Below are 18,217 nucleotides of genomic sequence, written 5' to 3'. Positions count from 1 at the left end.
TATACACTACTGCTATCGCACCTAAAATTTGCCAATACTATGACTATTACCGTTGCCATTCGTCATCACACCAGATACAACTTCGACCGGCTGGTGAATATCGCGCCTCACACTTTCCGCCTGAAACCTGCGCCGCACAGCCGCACACCTATACAGGCTTATTCATTGAAGGTAGAACCCAAAGAGCATTTCATAAACTGGCAACAGGATCCCTTCGGTAATTACCAGGCCAGAGTCGTATTTCCTGAACGCAGTAAATTTTTGGATGTCACGGTGGAAGTTATCGCCAAAATGACGGTCATCAATCCCTTTGACTTTTTCATTGAAGAGTACGCCGAAAAAGCGCCGTTCGATTATTCGAAAGAGTTGCAACAGGAGCTTTCGCCGTATCTTCAGGTAACCGACAATGGTCCGCGCTTTCAGAAGTGGATAAAAACCCTGGATTTGACAGAAAAGACCACGGTGGATTTTCTGGTGGGGCTGAATCAGTCTGTTTATGAACATCTGGATTATCTGGTGCGCATGGAACCCGGCGTGCAAACCTGTGAACAGACCCTGGAAAAAGGCTCTGGTAGCTGCCGGGATTTCGCTTGGTTACTGGTACAGCTGTTGCGACATATCGGCCTGGCGGCAAGATTTGTTTCAGGTTATCTGGTGCAATTGGCACCGGATCAGAAAAGCCTGGATGGCCCTAGCGGCCCTGAACAAGATTTTACTGATCTACATGCCTGGGCAGAGGTGTTTGTTCCCGGTGCGGGGTGGATTGGACTGGATGCTACATCCGGGTTGTTTGCCGGTGAGGGGCATATTCCCTTATCCGCCAGTCCTGAACCCGCCAGTGCAGCGCCAATTACAGGTGCTATTGACAAGTGTGAAGTGGAGTTTGAATTTAGTAACAGTGTCACCCGAATCCACGAGGCGCCACGAGTCACTAAGCCTTATAACGACAAGGAGTGGCAGGCGATTCAGGCTTTGGGGAGCCAGGTAGACAATGATTTAAACGAATTGGATATTCGTCTTACCATGGGTGGCGAGCCCACCTTTGTATCCATTGATGATATGGAAGGACCAGAATGGAATACCACTGCTGACAGCCCGGTGAAACGCAAGCTAGCTTGCCAACTGTTTAAGAAGATGCAAGCACAGTTTTCCCCTGGTGCATTGCGACATTTTGGGCAAGGTAAGTGGTATCCGGGTGAGCCTTTGCCGCGCTGGCAATATGCCAGCTATTGGCGTGATGATGGCCATCCGGTTTGGAAAAATGCCGATTTAGCGGGAGATCCCACTCAAAGCCTGGAACTAGAGAAAGATGTCGCAGAAACCTTTGCGCAGAAGTTATTAAAGGAGCTGGGAGTCGCTCAGCAGAATCTGTTGCCTGCTTATGAAGATGCCCTTTATCTCATCTGGCAAGAGGGCCAACTGCCAGATAATATCGATCTGAATAAAATGAAGCTCAAGCAGTATTCAGAACGCGCCAAATTGCGGGATGTGCTCAACGGCGATCCGGACGCGCCAACAGGTTATGTCTTACCGCTGGGCTGGGATTTTGCAAATGATTGCTGGCACAGTTGCCAGTGGACCTTCAGAACCCAGCGTCTAACTCTGATGCCGGGCGATTCGCCATTGGGCTTGCGTTTGCCGCTAAATTCCATTCCATGGCAGCCGGTAGACGAAGGGGAGCAGCATCAACCGCACAGCTACTTTGAGCCCTATCAGGATTTACCTGGCGATTTGATTGCGCACTTTGAACAGTCCGCTAAACCAGCCAGTGAACGGTTTTCCAAAACTGCCTTATGTATCGAAGTAAGAGATGGCAACCTGTATGTGTTTATGCCGCCAATGGTGTATCTGGAACACTACTTGTTGTTGTTACAGCAGCTTGAACAGGTGGCCAGTAAAATGGATGTGCCGGTGATTATCGAAGGTTATTCACCGCCTGCCGATTTGCGTCTGAAAAAGTTCGCTGTGACGCCGGATCCGGGTGTAATTGAAGTGAATATTCACCCGGCTAACTCCTGGCCAGAGCTGGTAGAGAACACCGAAGCTCTGTATCAATTGGCGCGAGAAACCCGTCTGGGCACCGAAAAGTTCTTGATTGATGGTCGCCATACCGGCACGGGTGGGGGTAACCATGTCACCATGGGAGCCAGCAGTCCGTTGGACAGTCCGTTCCTACGTAAACCCGGTGTATTGCGCAGCTTGTTGACCTTTTGGCAGCACCATCCGGGTTTATCTTATTTGTTTTCTGGTTTGTTTATCGGCCCCACCAGTCAGGCGCCACGGGTTGATGAAGGGCGGGATGAATACTTATATGAACTGGAGATTGCCTTCTCGCAACTGCCAGAAGGGGAAACGCAACAGCCTTGGTTGGTGGATCGACTGTTACGCCATTTACTGGTAGATATCTCCGGCAATACCCACCGCTCTGAGTTCTGCATCGATAAAATGTATTCTCCTGATTCGTCTACGGGGCGATTAGGGATTCTGGAGTTTCGCGGCTTTGAAATGCCACCCCATTATCAAATGAGCCTGGTGCAGAATCTCTTATTGCGTACCTTATTGGTGGCTTTTTGGCAAAATCCCTATCATCACAAACTGGTGCGCTGGGGAACGGAATTACACGACCGTTTTTTGTTGCCTTATTTTGTTTGGCGAGATATGCAGGAAGTGTGCGAGACTCTGCAAAAATCCGGTTATGGCTTTGAACTGGATTGGTTAAAAGCGTTCCACGAATTTCGCTTTCCGGTGCTGGGCACAGTGCAGGTTAACGATATCTCCCTGGAGTTGCGCACGGCCATCGAACCCTGGCATGTACTGGGCGAAGAGATGGGCAGTGGCGGCACGTCTCGTTATGTGGATTCTTCGCTGGAACGTTTGCAAGTACATGTTAAAGGTATGATTTCTGATCGCTACATCATTGCTTGTAATGGCAGACGTTTACCTCTGCATCGCTGTCCTACTCATGGTGAATACGTGGCAGGGGTACGCTACCGCGCATGGCAGCCACCCTCAGCGTTACATCCCACCATTGGTGTTCACTCGCCACTGGTATTTGATATTTACGATACCTGGAATGATTGCTCTGTGGGTGGTTGTACTTATCATGTTGTGCACCCAGGCGGTCGCAATTTTGAGGCCTTCCCGGTGAATAGCTTTGAGGCTGAAGGTCGTCGTATTGCCCGATTTGATGATGAAGGACATACGCAAACCGAAGCGCCTGTATCGCAAAACTGGCGTGGTACATTGCACTCAAAAGGGCAGTTTACCCCGGTACATGAGAACAAGCCGGGTAAAAAGCCTGTTGCAGAGTCGCCCAACGATGAGTATCCCTATACCCTGGACTTGCGCCGTCCGGTGCAATAACGGGACAAATAAGGAATAAGTATGACAGATAACGCGTCCCCCGATGAATCTTTGCTGGCCCGTCATATGGGGGATTATCTGGCGGATACGCGAGGGTATGATGAGTTTTGGGACAATCAAACAAGCAGTCCAAGACCCCACTGGCAAAACCTGGTACAGCAACTGGAAAAGTTACCAGAATCGGACTTCAGAGCTCGCCAACAACTGATCCATAAGCAACTGCAAGAAATCGGTGTCACCTATAGTTTTGCCAAAGAGGACGATAGTCGCCGTGCCTGGGAACTGGATGCGATCCCTTATGTACTGGATCAAGCTTCCTGGCAGCATTTGAATGCCGGTATGCGGCAAAGAGCAAAGTTACTTAATGCGGTGTTTAAGGACTTGTATGGGCCCAGAGAATTACTGACTTCAGGTGTTATCCCTGCGCAAGTGATACTCAATAGTGAACAATACATTCGTCCAGCTCATGGCTTGTATGAACACATTGCCCAGCCTTTAATGTTTTATTCTGCTGACATCACTCGAGATCCTGAAGGACAGCTGGTGGTGATCCGTGACAAAACCCAAATGCCTACCGGGGTGGGTTATTGTCTGGAAAACCGGGTGGCCATGTCGCGGGTGATGAGTAGCGAATTTAGTAGCGCAGAAATAGCCAGGTTATCGAGTTTTTTCAAAACCTGGCATGGTGCTTTTACGTCACTGGTGCCCCATAACAGAACGCCCAACATTGTCATGTTGTCTGCCGGGGCCGCAGATGAAACCTACTTTGAGCATGCTTATCTGGCGGCCTATTTGGGATATAACCTGGTACTGGGCGCCGATTTGACCGTACGTGACAGCAAAGTGTGGCTCAAAACCCTGGACGGTCTGGAGCAGGTAGATGTTATTTTACGCTGGGTGGATGATCAGCTCTGTGATTCGCTGGAGTTACAAGAGGACTCAGTGTGCGGTGTGCCTGGATTGTTACATGCCGCGCGTCAGGGCAATGTCATTGTTATCAACCCCATCGGTGCGGGCATCCTGGAAAATTCTGCATTAATGCCGTATTTACCTGCCGTGTGTGAGCATCTGTTTGACGAATCACTCATCATTCCACAAATTGAAAGCCATTGGTGCGGAGTAGAACAAGCCCGGCAACATACTCTCGCCAACCTTGATAAGATGGTGATAAAGCGCGCTGACCATCATGCTAAAAACCAATATCCCTCCAGCATGAGTGAAACCGAACGAGAAGCGTTGCGCCAGAGTATTGCTGCCAGTCCCGGTGATTATGTGGCGCAAGATTTTCTGGAGTTTTCCCGCGCCCCCGCTTGGAGCAATGCTAAATTTCAGGCCAAACCCATTAAAATCCGCAGCTTTGCCATTGCTGAGCAAGATAGTTATCGAGTTTTGCCGGGAGCACTAACCCGACTTGTCTATTATAAAAGTCAGCAAGAATCGCCTTTTACCGGATTGTTAAAAGACACCTGGGTGCTAGGTGAGAGTGAGGAAAATCACAGTAGTTTATGGCAATTAGTGGGCGAGCAAGCTGCCTATCGCGGCCATGAGCAAATCACCAGTCGTACCGCCGAGAGTTTGTTTTGGGTGGGGCGCAACATTGAACGTTCTGAGAGTCAGGTGCGCCTGGTCAGAGCGATTTTGGTGCGACTCACTGAATATTCTCCCGGTCACGAAGAAGATGCCTTGGGTCATATTGAGCAACTGATCACTGGCTTAATGACCCATCATCCGCAGATCGCCGACGCTTTATCACAAATTAAAGATAAAGGCCGCAGTGCATATTGGTGGATGATGCGTCAGTTTGTATTTGGCACTGACCTCAATGGCGGGTTAACTGCCACCTTTGGCTTTTTCTTAAACAGTGCCTTTAGTGTTCGCGATTATTGGTCTGGTGATACCTGGCGCATTATTGATGAAATTAATCAGGCTGCGCGACGCATCAAATATAGCAAGCCCACCCGCAGTGTCAGTGATATGCAGGAATTGCTCAATGAATTATTAGATTCGGTGAGTGCCTTCTTAGGACATGCTGCCGAGAGCTTGTCTCGCGATGGCGGTTGGGTGATGTTGGAAGCGGGCAGAAGGCTCGAGCGGGCGCATCAAATCATGAACTTAAGTGAAATCTTACTCAGTCAGGCTACTGAAGAGGAGATGGAATCACTGGTGCTAGATAGCTTGTTGTATTCCCAGGAGAGCCTGGCAACCCACAGACGCCGCTACCGTGTGGAGCAGCGCATTGAAACTGTACTAGAGCTGTTACTGCTGAATGCCGATTATCCGCGTTCCTTGTGTTATCAGCTGAAAATACTGCGGCAGCTAGTGAAGGAAATGCCCAAAGAGCAGAATGACTCTCGCCTGGAGCGCCATGAAAAAATGATCTTGTCGGCCTTAACGCGAATTCAACTTTGTGAGTTAAGCGAATTGGTGGAGGCCAATGAAGAGGGGAAACGCGAAAATCTGCAAGCCCTGATCGAAGATGTTAATGCTGATCTTCTGGCGCTGGCTGAAGCCATCAGTCAGATTTACTTCTCTCACACTGAGGCTGCAACCCAGTTATTGCAGGGGCAGGTCTCTTCATGAAGTATAGAATTAAGCACATTACCCTTTATGAATACAGCGAGCCGGTAAGTTTGTGTCAAAACCTGGCGCGTCTTAGCCCTTTGAACAATGAGCATCAGGTGTGCAAGTTCAGCCAGTTTGAAATTTCTCCTTCGCCCAGCTACCTGGGGGAGCACAGCGATTATTTTGGCAACAAGGTGACGCGTTTTGACATCCCCGAGCAACATCAAGTACTGGAAGTTACCGTTACCAGTGAGGTCATAGTGGTGGAACGGCCGCAAACTATGCTGTTTAGTTTTGATGCCTCATGGGAACAGGTACGCGACGAAGTTCAACGAGGCTTGTCACCAGAGTTACTGCTGGCAAAAGAGTTCACTTTTGCTTCCCGGTTCATACCTACATTAGATGCACTCAAGGAATACGCCCTTAAGTCTTTTACGCCAAACCGACCTTTATTGGACGGTACGCGGCATCTGATGCATCGTATTTTCACTGAATTTAAATACGATCCTGCGTTTACTACTTTGAGTACACCACTGGAAACCGTAATCGAACACAAACGCGGGGTGTGTCAGGACTTTGCTCATCTGGCGATAGGTTGTTTACGCAGTATTGGTATCCCGGCCAAATACGTCAGTGGCTACATAGAAACATTGCCTCCTGAAGGACAAGAAAAACTGGAAGGTGCAGATGCCTCGCATGCCTGGTTTGCGGTGTTTTTACCCGGAAGTGGTTGGATGGAGTTTGACCCCACCAACGACATTGTACCGGGCAATCAGCATATTCGTCTGGCAACCGGAAGAGACTATTTTGACGTTACCCCATTAAAAGGGGTGTTGTTCGGCGGAGGCAGTAATGTCTTGTCGGTATCTGTGGATGTGGCAAGAATTTAGGGATGATTATTTGGGCAAAGTGCAATTGACTGTAATACTTAATGGTTCATAGTGTTAATGAGTCAGTCTGCCAAGAGCATGTTAAATAGGGTGGTTAAATGGCAATTAAATGGGAAAATTACGATACCCAAAACTTCTACGATGAGTTGATGAAGTCGGCGGGTAAACCGAGAAAAAGTGCAAAACAAGTGAGCAAGTATTTTGAGTCACTCAGTGACGAAGAACTTAAACTTGTTGTTAATTCTACCGATCTCGCCATTAAAGAGATGGGTATCACCTTCACGGTTTACCATGAAGGAGGGGCAATTGATCGCGCCTGGCCATTTGATGTTATTCCCCGCGTAATGCCCAAACAAGAGTGGCAAAAAATAGAGTACGGTTTAAAACAGCGGGTAAAAGCGCTGAATATGTTTATCGATGATATTTATCACGACCAAAAAATTATCAAGGACAAGGTATTTCCTGCCGAACTGTTGGAGCAATCGGTGAACTTTCGCAAACAATGTGTGGGTGTGACGCCGCCATTGAATATCTGGGCTCATATCTGTGGCTCTGATCTGGTGAAAGACAGTGATGGCACTGTTTATGTGCTGGAGGATAACCTGCGGGTGCCCTCGGGGGTATCTTACATGTTGGAAAACCGAGAGGTGATGAAGCGGGTATTTCCTGACATGTTCGAGCAATTATCAATATTACCAGTAGACGATTATCCATCACAATTGTTCGACATGTTGGCCGCTATCTCGCCAAGACCACTGGATTACCCTGAGGTTGTGGTATTAACACCGGGCATTTATAACTCTGCTTATTTTGAGCACGCCTACCTGGCGCAGCAAATGGGTTGCGAGCTGGTGGAGGGACGAGATCTGGTGGTGGGTGATGACGACTGTGTTTATATGCGCACCGTAGAGGGGTTGCAGCGTGTCGATGTTATTTATCGTCGCATTGATGATTTGTTTCTTGACCCAGAGGCTTTTAATCCTGATTCCATGCTTGGTGTGCCAGGCTTAATGCGCGCCTGGAAAAGTGGCAATGTCGCTCTGGCCAATGCGCCGGGAGCAGGGGTAGCCGATGATAAAGTGGTGTATGCCTGGGTGCCGGAAATTATTAAATATTATCTGGGAGAAGAACCGACGTTACCCAATGTGCCCACTTACCGCTGTATGAACGACTCAGAGCGCCAATACGTGCTGGAGAACCTCGATAAACTGGTGGTGAAACCCGCCAATGAATCGGGTGGCTATGGAATGCTCATCGGTCCTATGTCCACCAAAAAAGAACAGCAAAAATTTGCCGGGTTGATCAAGGCCGATCCACGCAATTATATCGCGCAACCCACGTTAAACCTTTCCACCGTTCCTTCACTTATTGGTACCAATGCCGAACCACGACATGTGGATATGCGGCCTTTTATTCTTTCCAGCGATGATATCAAGGTGACTACAGGAGGCTTAACCAGGGTGGCCATGCGCAAAGGTTCGCTGGTGGTAAATTCATCACAAGGTGGTGGTAGCAAAGACACCTGGATAGTAGAGGAGGAATAACCATGTTAGCCAGAGTTGTGGAAACCCTTTATTGGATGGCGCGCTACGTTGAACGGGCAGAGAACATGGCCCGTTTAATCAATGTGAATAACAACCTGCTACTGGATTTGCCCAAAGGGGTGAGTCTCGGCTGGGAGCCATTAATTGATATCGTGGGAGAGCGCGAAGCTTACTGCGAGGTGCACAGTAATTTTAACGAACGCACCGTTATCAAATTTTTATTGGAGCGCAATGATACCAGCCAGGTGAGTTTGAATTATTGTTTATGGGCAGCGCGAGAAAATGCCCGCACGGTGCGGGATGTGTTGCCCAGAGAGGCTTGGGAACGCCTGAATTCCTTATATCATTTTGCCAAAGACAATGTCTCGGAAGGGCTTAATAAGAAGCGCCGTTTTGCTTACTTGGAAGAAGTAATTTTTCGCATTCAATCCTTTTATGGTCTGATCCAAGGCACCTTAAATCACGATGAGAGCTATCTGTTTTTCCGGTTGGGTTGTAATCTGGAAAGAGCTGAAATGACATCGCGCATTGTTGATGTGCGCTCTGCCAATCTGGTGACGGAAGAGGAGAGTGAACCCTTTCAAAACATTCAATGGATGAGTGTGCTCAAATCCATGGATGCCTATCAGATGTATCGTCAGAGCATGAATGTAAAGGTGAAACGGGCACAGGTGCTTAATTTCTTAATGCAAAGCGAGACATTTCCGCGTTCTATTTTGTTTTGTATTAATGATATTGGCATGCGTTTGTGCGATTTACCTCGCAACGAAGCGCCATTACGACAATTGATGAAGGTGAAGCGCCGGGTGTCTGAACAGGATGTATTGACCCTGAAGCAACAAGGCTTGCACGATGCTATTGATGACATTCAGCTGGAATTGAGCAAAGTTCACAACAGTGTCAGCGAGCACTATTTCTTATCAGGGATGATTGCTGCACAGCAATCACAGTCGCAAAATTGATAAACACAGGCTTACCTCTCTGGGGTAAGCCTTTTTTGCGCTAATTTCTGCCCTGATTTAATCTATCTACATCATCTACCAGTTGCTCGACGTCTGCATTGAATGAAAAAATGTTGCCATTTATTTTGGGGATGAACTCTATCTCTCTGCCAAAATTGCTATTGCGGCGAAGTCTCAGGACGCATTTGGCTGGTTGGGAGTGGGTGTAATACAACGCGCTCTGAATATCGCTCAGATTGAAGCGCTCCTCTTTATCACCATTGCGACAAATAATTTGATCTTGTTGTCGGTAAACTTCATCCACCAGACCAAAAATCAGTTTTTTCATTAGAAAATAACCAAACAGAGCCATGGGAAAAGGCGCAACCATAAAGATAATACGTTTGGTGGTGTCTTCTGTGGAAAATGGTGCCATAACAAAAAAGAACACTAAAAAGCCAAACCAGACTAATGGAAAAAGACGTTTGTGAAACCATGTCATACTGCTGTTTAATCTAATCACAATACAAAGTTCTCCAACATTTTTACGCTTTTTACAGTCAGGTGCCTAATGCAATCTGATTGATGCATAATCCTACATATAGCTTAAATTACAAACAATTTCACTGCTACATCGCTTGCCAAACTCCAAGCCTTTGCAATACTTTGAAGTCATGTTTTGAGTAATTTTGATGCCGGAGAAATGATGATTGCATTTGAGTTAAATGGTGAAAAGGTCACCTGGGAAGGCGACCCCAATATGCCACTGCTGTGGTATGTGCGAGATGAGCTAAATCTAACCGGCAGCAAATTTGGCTGTGGCGTTGCCATGTGTGGTGCCTGCACCATGCATTTAAACGGTGCGCCAATCCGTTCCTGCTCTACACCGATTGCCGCTGCCAACGGTGGCAGTATTACTACCATTGAAGGGCTCACCAGTGAGGCATCCAAAGCGATTCAAACAGCTTGGCAAAAACTTGATGTCGTACAGTGTGGTTATTGTCAGTCAGGTCAGGTGATGTCGGCGACGGCACTGCTGGAAAAAAATAAATCTCCCAGTAACGAAGATATTGATATGGCAATGCAAGGCAATGTTTGCCGCTGTGCTACTTATCAACGCATTCGTGCGGCCATCCACGAAGCGGCAGACTCGCTGGCTAAGGAGGTATCATAATGCGTGTTATTAGCCCGACAAAAGTGATTAACAAGGTGGCTCAAACCGAAGTCAGTCGTCGCCAGTTCATTAAAGTGTCTGCCCTTTCTGGTGTGGGGTTTAGTATCGGCTTTGGTTTGTCTGGAGCAGCACATGCTGAAGCTCAGAGTGCCAGTGAAATGGGCCACTTTGTTAAAATTGCCAAAGACAACAGTATTACGGTGGTCATCAAACATCTCGACAAAGGGCAAGGCGTTACCACGGGGCTGACAGCCATTGTCGCTGAAGAAATTGATGCTGACTGGTCGCAAATGCGCTGGGAGTTCGCACCCTCTGATCCGAATCGCTACAACAATCTGTTTTGGGGGCCTTATCAAGGCACTGGAGGCTCCACTTCTATTGCTAATTCATGGATGCAATTGCGTCAAGCTGGTGCAGCGGCAAAGCACATGCTCATTAGTGCTGCCGCTAAGACCTGGGGAGTGGCAGAGTCCGATGTAAGCGCGCAAAAAGGGATGCTAACAGCTAGTGGAAAAAGCGCTACTTATGGTGAAATGGCCGAGATTGCGGCATTAATTGCCCCGCCACAAGAGCCAAAGTTAAAGAAACCAGAAGAATTTACCCTCATCGGAACCTCTCTACCACGCATCGACAGTAAAGAGAAAAGTACCGGCAAGGCGCAATACACGATTGATGTGCGATTGCCGGGTATGCTGGTGGCGGCTATTGCCCGTCCCGAAAAGTTTGGCGCTACATTAAAGAGCGTAAACAGTGAAAAAGCCAAAGCGGTTGCTGGTGTGCAAGCCGTAGTGGAAACGCCACGAGGGGTAGCCGTTCTGGCCAAAAATCATTGGGCTGCCCGTCAAGGGAAAGCGGCGCTGGTAACACAATGGGATGACAGTAAAGCGGAGAACCGCAGCTCGGCTGAGCTCTGGGCTGATTTTAAAACGCTGGCAGAAAAGCAGGGAGCTATTGCCCGTAACGATGGTGATATGGGCGGAGCATTGGCAGCAGCCAGTGAAACACTGGAGATGGAATTTGAATTTCCTTATCTATCTCATGCCACCATGGAGCCCATGAATTGCGTAGTGGATTTGCAAAAAGACGCCTGTCATATTTATACAGGCTCTCAAATTCCGGGTATCGATCAGTACGTGGCCTCACAGGTGACTGGTGTGCCGGTGGAAAAAGTGTTTATTCACACCCAATTTGCCGGGGGCAGTTTTGGTCGCCGAGCGGTTCCAGATTCTGATTTTGTGATGGATGCAGTGGTGATTGCCAAGGCCATCAATGGGTCAGCCCCTGTGTGCTTGCAATGGTCCAGAGAAGACGACGTTAAAGGTGGACGGTATCGTCCCATGGCGTATCATAAGTTTAAAGCGGCCATTGATGCCAATGGTGAAATCACTGGTTGGCATCAGCGCCTGGTTTCGCAATCCATATTACGAGGTACGCCATTTGAGGGCCTTATCACCGGTCCCCTAGACTTTGCACTTGTAGAGGGTGGGGCAAATTTGCCCTACCGTATTCCCAATTTTAAATTTGACGGCCACGAAGCTCAGGTTGGTGTGCCGGTGCTCTGGTGGCGTTCCGTGGGTCATAGTCACAATGCCTACGCTACCGAAGTATTTTTTGATGAGGTAGCCCACAAGGCGGGTAAAGATCCTGGCAAATTGCGACAAGAGTTGCTTAAGGAACATCCACGCCATCTGGCGGTACTCAATAAAGTTCTCGAGGCCTCAGATTGGGGCAAATCTCTGCCAGAAGGTATCGGGCTTGGTGTCGCAGTACATGAGTCTTTCGCCAGCTTTGTGGCTCAAGTGGCTCAAATTAAGGTTAATGCAGACAAAACCTTTAAAGTGGAGAAGGTTTGGTGCGCCGTCGACTGCGGCGTTGCAGTCACGCCAGACGTTGTGGTGGCACAGATGGAAGGGGGCATTGGCTATGGTTTGAGTGCAATATTAGGTGAGGCCATTACCCTTGATAATGGAAAAGTGCAGCAAAATAACTTTTACGATTATACGCCACTGAGAATTAATCAAATGCCCGATATTGAAGTATTCATCATTCCGTCAGCGGAAGCTCCAACAGGGGTAGGGGAGCCGGGCACGCCGCCAATTGGTCCTGCGGTGGCTAATGCCATTCGCAGCGTAACCGGTAAGCCCATAACGAAACTACCAATTGGCCAGCGGGTTTAGCATCAAGAGCAAACGGGAGCCTTGCCTTCTGTAGCAAGGCTTCCGTTAGTTCCGTGTTTTTGCACTGAAGTTTATACCAATTCCAATAAATATTTACCCAGCTCAGTGGGAGATGAAAAGCATTTAGACAAGGCGGATGTTTGCAGGTCTAGTGGACCTAAATCAAGAACATTCAACACAGTATAAATGCTTTTCAACCCCATCGAAGACGCGCCTTAGAAACATTATTTCTTTGTTGTGCGAAGTTCACAAGACCACCAGTATTCTTTCATTCGCACGCCTCGAACTAATGTCCCTGAGGCAGCGCTGAGTGAGCAAATGTTTATCGGAATTGGTATCATAGTGACTTGAGTAATTCTTCATCGTCGGCTTCACAGAGTTGCGGTTCATTTCCGGCGTAGTTATTTGTATTGCTTAATAAGGCTTCAAACCAATCAACATTCTCATTGTTGGGGCTGAGAAGCTTCTCTACTGCCGGGTTGCCTTCACTGTTGATGACCTTTTTAAGAAGTGCTTTTAGTGTTTCCATATCCAAGTTTTCTTTTGAAATTTGATATTCAGTGCCGTTGAAACAAAAGCTCGCCAAAGATGACATGTTTTTCTCCTCTACTGCGCAATAATTGAACTTATGGTGCACGGTTATCCTTATGCCATTTAAATGTGCAGACAATGTGAATTCTATTATTCACCATCGAATATCATTTGGTTTTCATTTTTGTTCATAGCGTTCATGGGGCTAGTTCTTGTTGTTATTACACAAGTCAGTCGCTCTTCTGATATATTGTGAAGTTTTCACGAAGTAGTCTTTGTCTGGAGTGTGTTATTTTTAGCTTTACTAACAGCAAAAGGTGGTTGAACAACGCAGTGGGTAACGTGACAAGTTTTTTGATTTGGAGTTTTATCCTTGTTGCGCTGAGTTTCTCTTCAAATGCGCAGGTGTTTAACAGTAAAACTGACGTTTCCACCAGAGCCGATTATCGTTCTGAAAAAGCGCCTCGTTATCAATATCGCGTGCGTTTCTATCCGCAGTTAACCTTTGAAAACAGTCTCTGGAGCCTCAATGGATTTGCGGTAACGGGTGATAGTTTTGCCTCCAGCTACAATACCTTTGGTGCCGATGAAACTCATCATTTCCATTTTCGACGCCTTTATTTGAGGCACCAGAATGAACAAGGCAAGACTGAAATCGGGGTTATCCCTACTTACAAGGGGCGAGTTTCCTCTACTGGTTTGTCAAAAGATGGCTGGATTACTGGTGTTCGCCAGGTTTATCAGCGTTCTCCCGACACCCAAATTGAATGGGTCATTGGTGAGTTGAACGACGCTGGCGATCCGGACTTTTGGGAAGGTGGGAAAAACCTCAATTACGGGGAATTTGAATTAAGTTCGAGATTCAATGCCATTACCGGATTTGAGTTGGGGCTTGAGCATATGCTAAGTAATAACTTTGCTCGTGGTGAAATTACGCACAAGCTCAGTGACGCCCATCTGGTGTCTTTTGAACTGATAAATCGTCTCGATAATCATCGCTCCAAGGTGGTGCTAAGCCTTGCGGGCGAAACGCACCTGCTAGAAGAAAACATAGAGTACTTTGCTTATTACAGTTACACCAGTGATGGCTTTGGTGAGCGGGCCGAATTAACTGAAGACTTTGTCGATTATGGGCATGCCGTGACACTGGAAATCGAAGGGCAATTCCTGCCTGAATGGGGCCTGGACTGGTTCAGTAAGCTGGAACTCAATGAAGGGCAACAGCGATTTCAGTTGGGGCTTAAGTTTAAGTTATAAGCCCTATCTATACTTTCACTGCATGGAGATGTCAGCTAGAAGCCTGACTTTTCACTAACAACATGTCACAGGGTGGTTTGCTAAGTAAAGCCGCGGTAGTGCTGCCGACAAGATGTGAGAACAAGGCATTACGAGTGACATTACCCAGTAATAAAATGTCGGTTTTTTGTTTGGCAATCCATTCGGGAAGTGCGCGTTCCGGTAATCCCGACAGTAAGATACCATGCTTGCTGGTGACCCCAATCCGCGCCATAAAATCGTCCAATCCTTGTCGATGCAAAGTGGATATTTTATGTTTGTATTGAACAAAGGACGCCGGGATATGACAGGCGTGCCCGATAAACCACTCACATTTAAATAATTTTGCCAGGTGTTGGGTTTTTCTGGAAATGACGAAATCCATATCCTCAGGTCGTGAGTGTTCATGCAAGGGATCTACTGCACCTAACAGGCTCATATTTTTTGACCAGGGCTTTGGCGTCAAAAGTAAGATATGACTGTTGATGTTGGCCAGGTCTTGAAACACTGGGTGGCGGTCGCCGGGAGCTTGATCTTGAATGACAACCAGACTGTTTTTGATGGTTTTCTGGTATTTTTTTACACTGTCCAGATAATTGGCATTTTCTACAATTTCAAAGTTATATGAAATCTGACTTTCCTCAAGTGCGTCTTTAAGCGCTTGTTGTTTAAGCTGTTGCTGTTGACGCCAATCGCTTTCCACCTGCTCAGACTGCTCGAATAAAAACCAATAATGGCGTTCGCGAGCCCGTAATCTGTTGTCGAAAATCAGGTTGATTTTGGCTTGTTGCAATTTGGCCAAGGTTAACACTTTATCTGTAACGGCCGGATGCACGTCGTGACGACCGTCAACAAGCCAGGTAATACTTTTAATCAGTTGTTCTGTCACTCAAGTACGCTCCTTTGTCTTAACCGGTTTCCACTTTTAAAGTGGTGGCTGATTTTACATGTTTTCCTTACAGCGCAAATCAATCCGCCAGGTAATCGTCTGAAGGGTCTATTACAAAATGGGTTGTAAGTGCTTCTCTGCCCAGTAACATCAAATGTTTCATAACGGAGCGGTCAGTGAGAGTCAGCTCGATGTCCCAATGTAAATCTCCAATTTGAGCCGGAGTTTTAATGACACAACGACGTTCTTTTTCACCGTTTGACGACTTAATCCAACGAATATCGTGTATCTTGGCAGAGCACTTTATGATTTTGTCTACGTCGTGTGAGTCGGGGTGAAACCAAAATTTCACTTTACCGGCCTCTTCGTCTACATCGATGTGATCAACATGTAGTGCCGAAGTTTTGGCACCAGTGTCGATGCGCGTCGCGACGCTGGACAAGCCCAACTCCGGTAAATCTATTTTTTCGGCGACACCAATTACCATTTTGCCGTCAAATTGTGGGTGTTGCGTATTGTTGCTCATAAGTCCTGGTCCATCGTTTTGTTATCTTCTTCAGGTAATAAGTCATCTTGCAGTTGTTCTATGTGCTCAGCCACTTGCCTGGGCGTTTCAAAATCTGCAATGTGATACATAGCATCACCTTCTTGCACAAGCGGGATGTTTTGCTTACCGATAATAACACCACTATTCGGTGCTTTTAGCAAATCAACTGTGTCGCCAATTGGGCTGTTAATTTCAGCTAAAACATCGCCTTTTTTAACATGGTCGCCCAAACGTTTGCGGTCGGTCACCGTTCCACTACTAATGGCTCTTACCCAAAAGCTGTGATTTGAGATAAAGGGCTCTACGGTTTTTGATGGCTTGCGCTTACGGATCATACCCAGTTGCGATAGCACATTGAGCACGCCTTTTAGCCCCGCGCGAATGGAAAGCTCATCAAATCGCAGTGCCTGCCCGGCTTCATATAGAAGCACTTTACAACCTTTTGAGGCGGCGGCTTCACGTAATGAACCTTCCCTGATTTCTGCATTGAGCACCACCGGCACGCCAAAAGTTCTGGCTAACTCCATGGTTTCTTCATCATTCAGGTTGGCGCGTATCTGAGGGAAGTTACTGCGATGGATTGCCCCCGTGTGCAAATCGATACCGTATTGGCATTTGCTCACAATCTCTGACAGAAACAAGTGGGCCAGACGCCCCGTTAGAGAGCCTTTAGCTGAGCCCGGAAAGCTGCGGTTTAAATCGCGGCGATCCGGCATATAGCGACTTTGATTGAGCATGCCATAAACGTTGACAATAGGCACTGCAATGATAGTGCCTTTGGACAATCGAAATGACTTTTTGGTCAGCAGCCGTCTGATAATTTCGATACCATTTAACTCATCACCGTGGATCGCGGCACTGATGAATATAACCGGGCCGGGTTTGCGAGCATGAATGACCTCAACCGGAATGGATATTTCCGTGTCGGTATACAGTTTTGCTGCGGGTAATTCCAGTTTTACCCTGGAACCCGGTTTTATCAGGGTATTCCCGATAATCAGTGCTTCTGCCATATTATTCTATACCTGTGTTTATCAGACCTTAGGGTTGATTGCCCTTAAGACTCGGCGTTTCCCACTCGATGTCATCGTCTTTTGAGTTTGTGCTCTGGTTTTAATTGTATTGAGTTGCAGTTCTCAAATTCTTGTTCAACTGGAATGTCAGTTTCATTAGTTTAGCTACTTGTAACTCAGTTGCGTTACATTTTTTTGCTGTTTAATGGCTTATTAGTGTCCAAAATACAGAATAATATCCACCGCAATCAGGTAGATAATAATCCATTCCAGGAACGCAGAGTGTTTGTGATTTTGCTCTGCAGCCAACATTTCCAATAATTCGTTGATCGTAGCAAGTTTCAGGTTCAGCAATTCAACTCGCGGTTGCAGCTCCAGATATCGCGAAATCTGTAGATAGTTGCTTTCGTGTTCAGGGTATTCCCAGAAGAATTCGGGAGTATCGAGCAGGTTGTAACGCAATACAATATCGCTGCGAGTCTGAAACAGGCTACCTCTCGCTCGAGCCAACGCTTTTCTTGATAGCGGAATTTTTCCGGTTTTGGCCAATGTGGCAGACAAATGTGCATGCTCACCGATGGTTTTTTCGGCGAGAGATTCAAATTGCTCTAGTTTTTCTGATTGTGCCAGGGCATGGCTTACAGCTAACAGAGTAAACATATCATTATCAGGTAAACGAATCTGGTCGTCTCGAATTGACAGACTTGAACCCGCTTGGATGCGATAGGGCATGGTCTCCCAATCGTGATTCTCACTGTTTTGTTTGGTGCAAGTTAATACTTTGTCCAATAACTGGCTTTTTTCTTCGTCAGTCAGTGACCAGGTAGAAATAACACCATAGTCAAATACAAACGCCATACCTTCAGAGAATGCCACATACATTGCATCTCGGTATTGTTGTACAAGGTGGTTTTTGTGTAGTTTGGCCTTAAGACCAATTAAATCAATATTGAAGCCTACCAGTTTAGTACTGACATTTTGACGTTTATTTTGCATAACAGACTCTTCGGTAGCGAATACCAGTAATGTAATCAATGGCTATCTATACCTTGCTTGCATCGATAGCGTTATAGGTCGGAAGCAAACGCACTGCCTTCCGGGTTAAGCCTGTAGACGCAGCACAATCATCTAAAGTCACAAGTAATTTGATAATAAAAAATGTGACCGCAGAGCGCTGCTGCTTGTCTATCAAATAACTCTGGTGAAAAACGAACCTGCAAATTCATCAGTTCCAAAGAAAACTATTTTTGCTTTCCAGTTGTAGTGCTATGAGCAATTGCTATCATCACCATAACTACTGATATTTCAGAG

14 protein-coding genes are annotated in these 18,217 nt (G+C 46.9%); 8 read left to right on the top strand and 6 right to left on the bottom strand.

What is annotated here, in order from left to right:
- Positions 1-39 precede the first annotated feature (39 nt).
- From AABA75_RS13235 to AABA75_RS13215, 5 genes are all read left to right on the top strand, one after another.
- The gene (locus AABA75_RS13235) at positions 40-3,363 is read left to right on the top strand and encodes a DUF2126 domain-containing protein (protein WP_338293083.1); all 3,324 of its coding nucleotides are present in this window, start codon (positions 40-42) and stop codon (positions 3,361-3,363) included.
- 21 nt (positions 3,364-3,384) lie between these two features.
- Positions 3,385-5,943, top strand: coding sequence for a circularly permuted type 2 ATP-grasp protein (locus AABA75_RS13230; protein WP_338293082.1), 2,559 nt, complete (start codon positions 3,385-3,387; stop codon positions 5,941-5,943).
- Positions 5,940-6,815, top strand: a complete 876-nt coding sequence (locus AABA75_RS13225; protein WP_338293081.1) for a transglutaminase family protein — start codon at positions 5,940-5,942, stop codon at positions 6,813-6,815. Before AABA75_RS13230 ends, AABA75_RS13225 begins: the two co-directional genes overlap by 4 nt.
- A gap of 98 nt (positions 6,816-6,913) precedes the next feature.
- Positions 6,914-8,359 (top strand): circularly permuted type 2 ATP-grasp protein, encoded by a 1,446-nt coding sequence (locus tag AABA75_RS13220; RefSeq protein WP_338293080.1) that lies wholly within the window; start codon positions 6,914-6,916, stop codon positions 8,357-8,359.
- Positions 8,360-8,361: 2 nt separating this feature from the next.
- Entirely contained in the window at positions 8,362-9,321 is a 960-nt protein-coding gene (locus AABA75_RS13215; protein WP_338293079.1) for an alpha-E domain-containing protein, read from the top strand.
- 40 nt (positions 9,322-9,361) lie between these two features.
- Here AABA75_RS13215 and AABA75_RS13210 read toward each other — a convergent pair whose 3' ends face one another.
- Positions 9,362-9,802, bottom strand: a complete 441-nt coding sequence (locus tag AABA75_RS13210) for a hypothetical protein (protein WP_338293078.1) — start codon at positions 9,800-9,802, stop codon at positions 9,362-9,364.
- A 204-nt stretch (positions 9,803-10,006) separates the two neighbouring features.
- Between AABA75_RS13210 and AABA75_RS13205 the strand changes: the two genes are divergently transcribed.
- Together AABA75_RS13205 and AABA75_RS13200 are read left to right on the top strand one after the other, a co-directional pair.
- Positions 10,007-10,474 (top strand): (2Fe-2S)-binding protein, encoded by a 468-nt coding sequence (locus AABA75_RS13205; protein WP_338294855.1) that lies wholly within the window; start codon positions 10,007-10,009, stop codon positions 10,472-10,474.
- Positions 10,474-12,651 carry a xanthine dehydrogenase family protein molybdopterin-binding subunit gene (locus tag AABA75_RS13200; protein WP_338293077.1) on the top strand — a complete coding sequence of 726 codons (2,178 nt, stop codon included), beginning with the start codon at positions 10,474-10,476 and terminating at the stop codon, positions 12,649-12,651. The genes AABA75_RS13205 and AABA75_RS13200 overlap by 1 nt, the downstream gene beginning before the upstream one ends.
- A gap of 337 nt (positions 12,652-12,988) precedes the next feature.
- On the opposite strand, the gene AABA75_RS13195 is transcribed toward AABA75_RS13200, so the two are convergent.
- A complete protein-coding gene (locus tag AABA75_RS13195) occupies positions 12,989-13,246 on the bottom strand; it encodes a hypothetical protein (protein WP_338293076.1) in 258 nt (85 codons plus the stop codon).
- A gap of 257 nt (positions 13,247-13,503) precedes the next feature.
- On the opposite strand from AABA75_RS13195, the gene AABA75_RS13190 reads away from it, so the two are divergent.
- Entirely contained in the window at positions 13,504-14,439 is a 936-nt protein-coding gene (locus AABA75_RS13190; protein ID WP_338293075.1) for a hypothetical protein, read from the top strand.
- Between the two features lie 31 nt (positions 14,440-14,470).
- On the opposite strand, the gene AABA75_RS13185 is transcribed toward AABA75_RS13190, so the two are convergent.
- From AABA75_RS13185 to AABA75_RS13170, 4 genes are all read right to left on the bottom strand, one after another.
- Positions 14,471-15,346 carry a universal stress protein gene (locus AABA75_RS13185; protein ID WP_338293074.1) on the bottom strand — a complete coding sequence of 292 codons (876 nt, stop codon included), beginning with the start codon at positions 15,344-15,346 and terminating at the stop codon, positions 14,471-14,473.
- A gap of 79 nt (positions 15,347-15,425) precedes the next feature.
- Positions 15,426-15,872, bottom strand: coding sequence for an ATP-dependent zinc protease family protein (locus tag AABA75_RS13180; protein ID WP_338293072.1), 447 nt, complete (start codon positions 15,870-15,872; stop codon positions 15,426-15,428).
- Positions 15,869-16,906 carry a succinylglutamate desuccinylase/aspartoacylase family protein gene (locus AABA75_RS13175; RefSeq protein WP_338293071.1) on the bottom strand — a complete coding sequence of 346 codons (1,038 nt, stop codon included), beginning with the start codon at positions 16,904-16,906 and terminating at the stop codon, positions 15,869-15,871. Before AABA75_RS13175 ends, AABA75_RS13180 begins: the two co-directional genes overlap by 4 nt.
- 213 nt (positions 16,907-17,119) lie before the next feature.
- Positions 17,120-17,902 (bottom strand): RMD1 family protein, encoded by a 783-nt coding sequence (locus AABA75_RS13170; protein WP_338293070.1) that lies wholly within the window; start codon positions 17,900-17,902, stop codon positions 17,120-17,122.
- Between the last annotated feature and the right edge of the window lie 315 nt (positions 17,903-18,217).

Source organism: Planctobacterium marinum (assembly GCF_036322805.1).
GTDB classification, from domain to species: Bacteria; Pseudomonadota; Gammaproteobacteria; order Enterobacterales; family Alteromonadaceae; genus Planctobacterium; species Planctobacterium marinum_A.
This window is presented reverse-complemented; position numbering and strand designations above follow the sequence as displayed.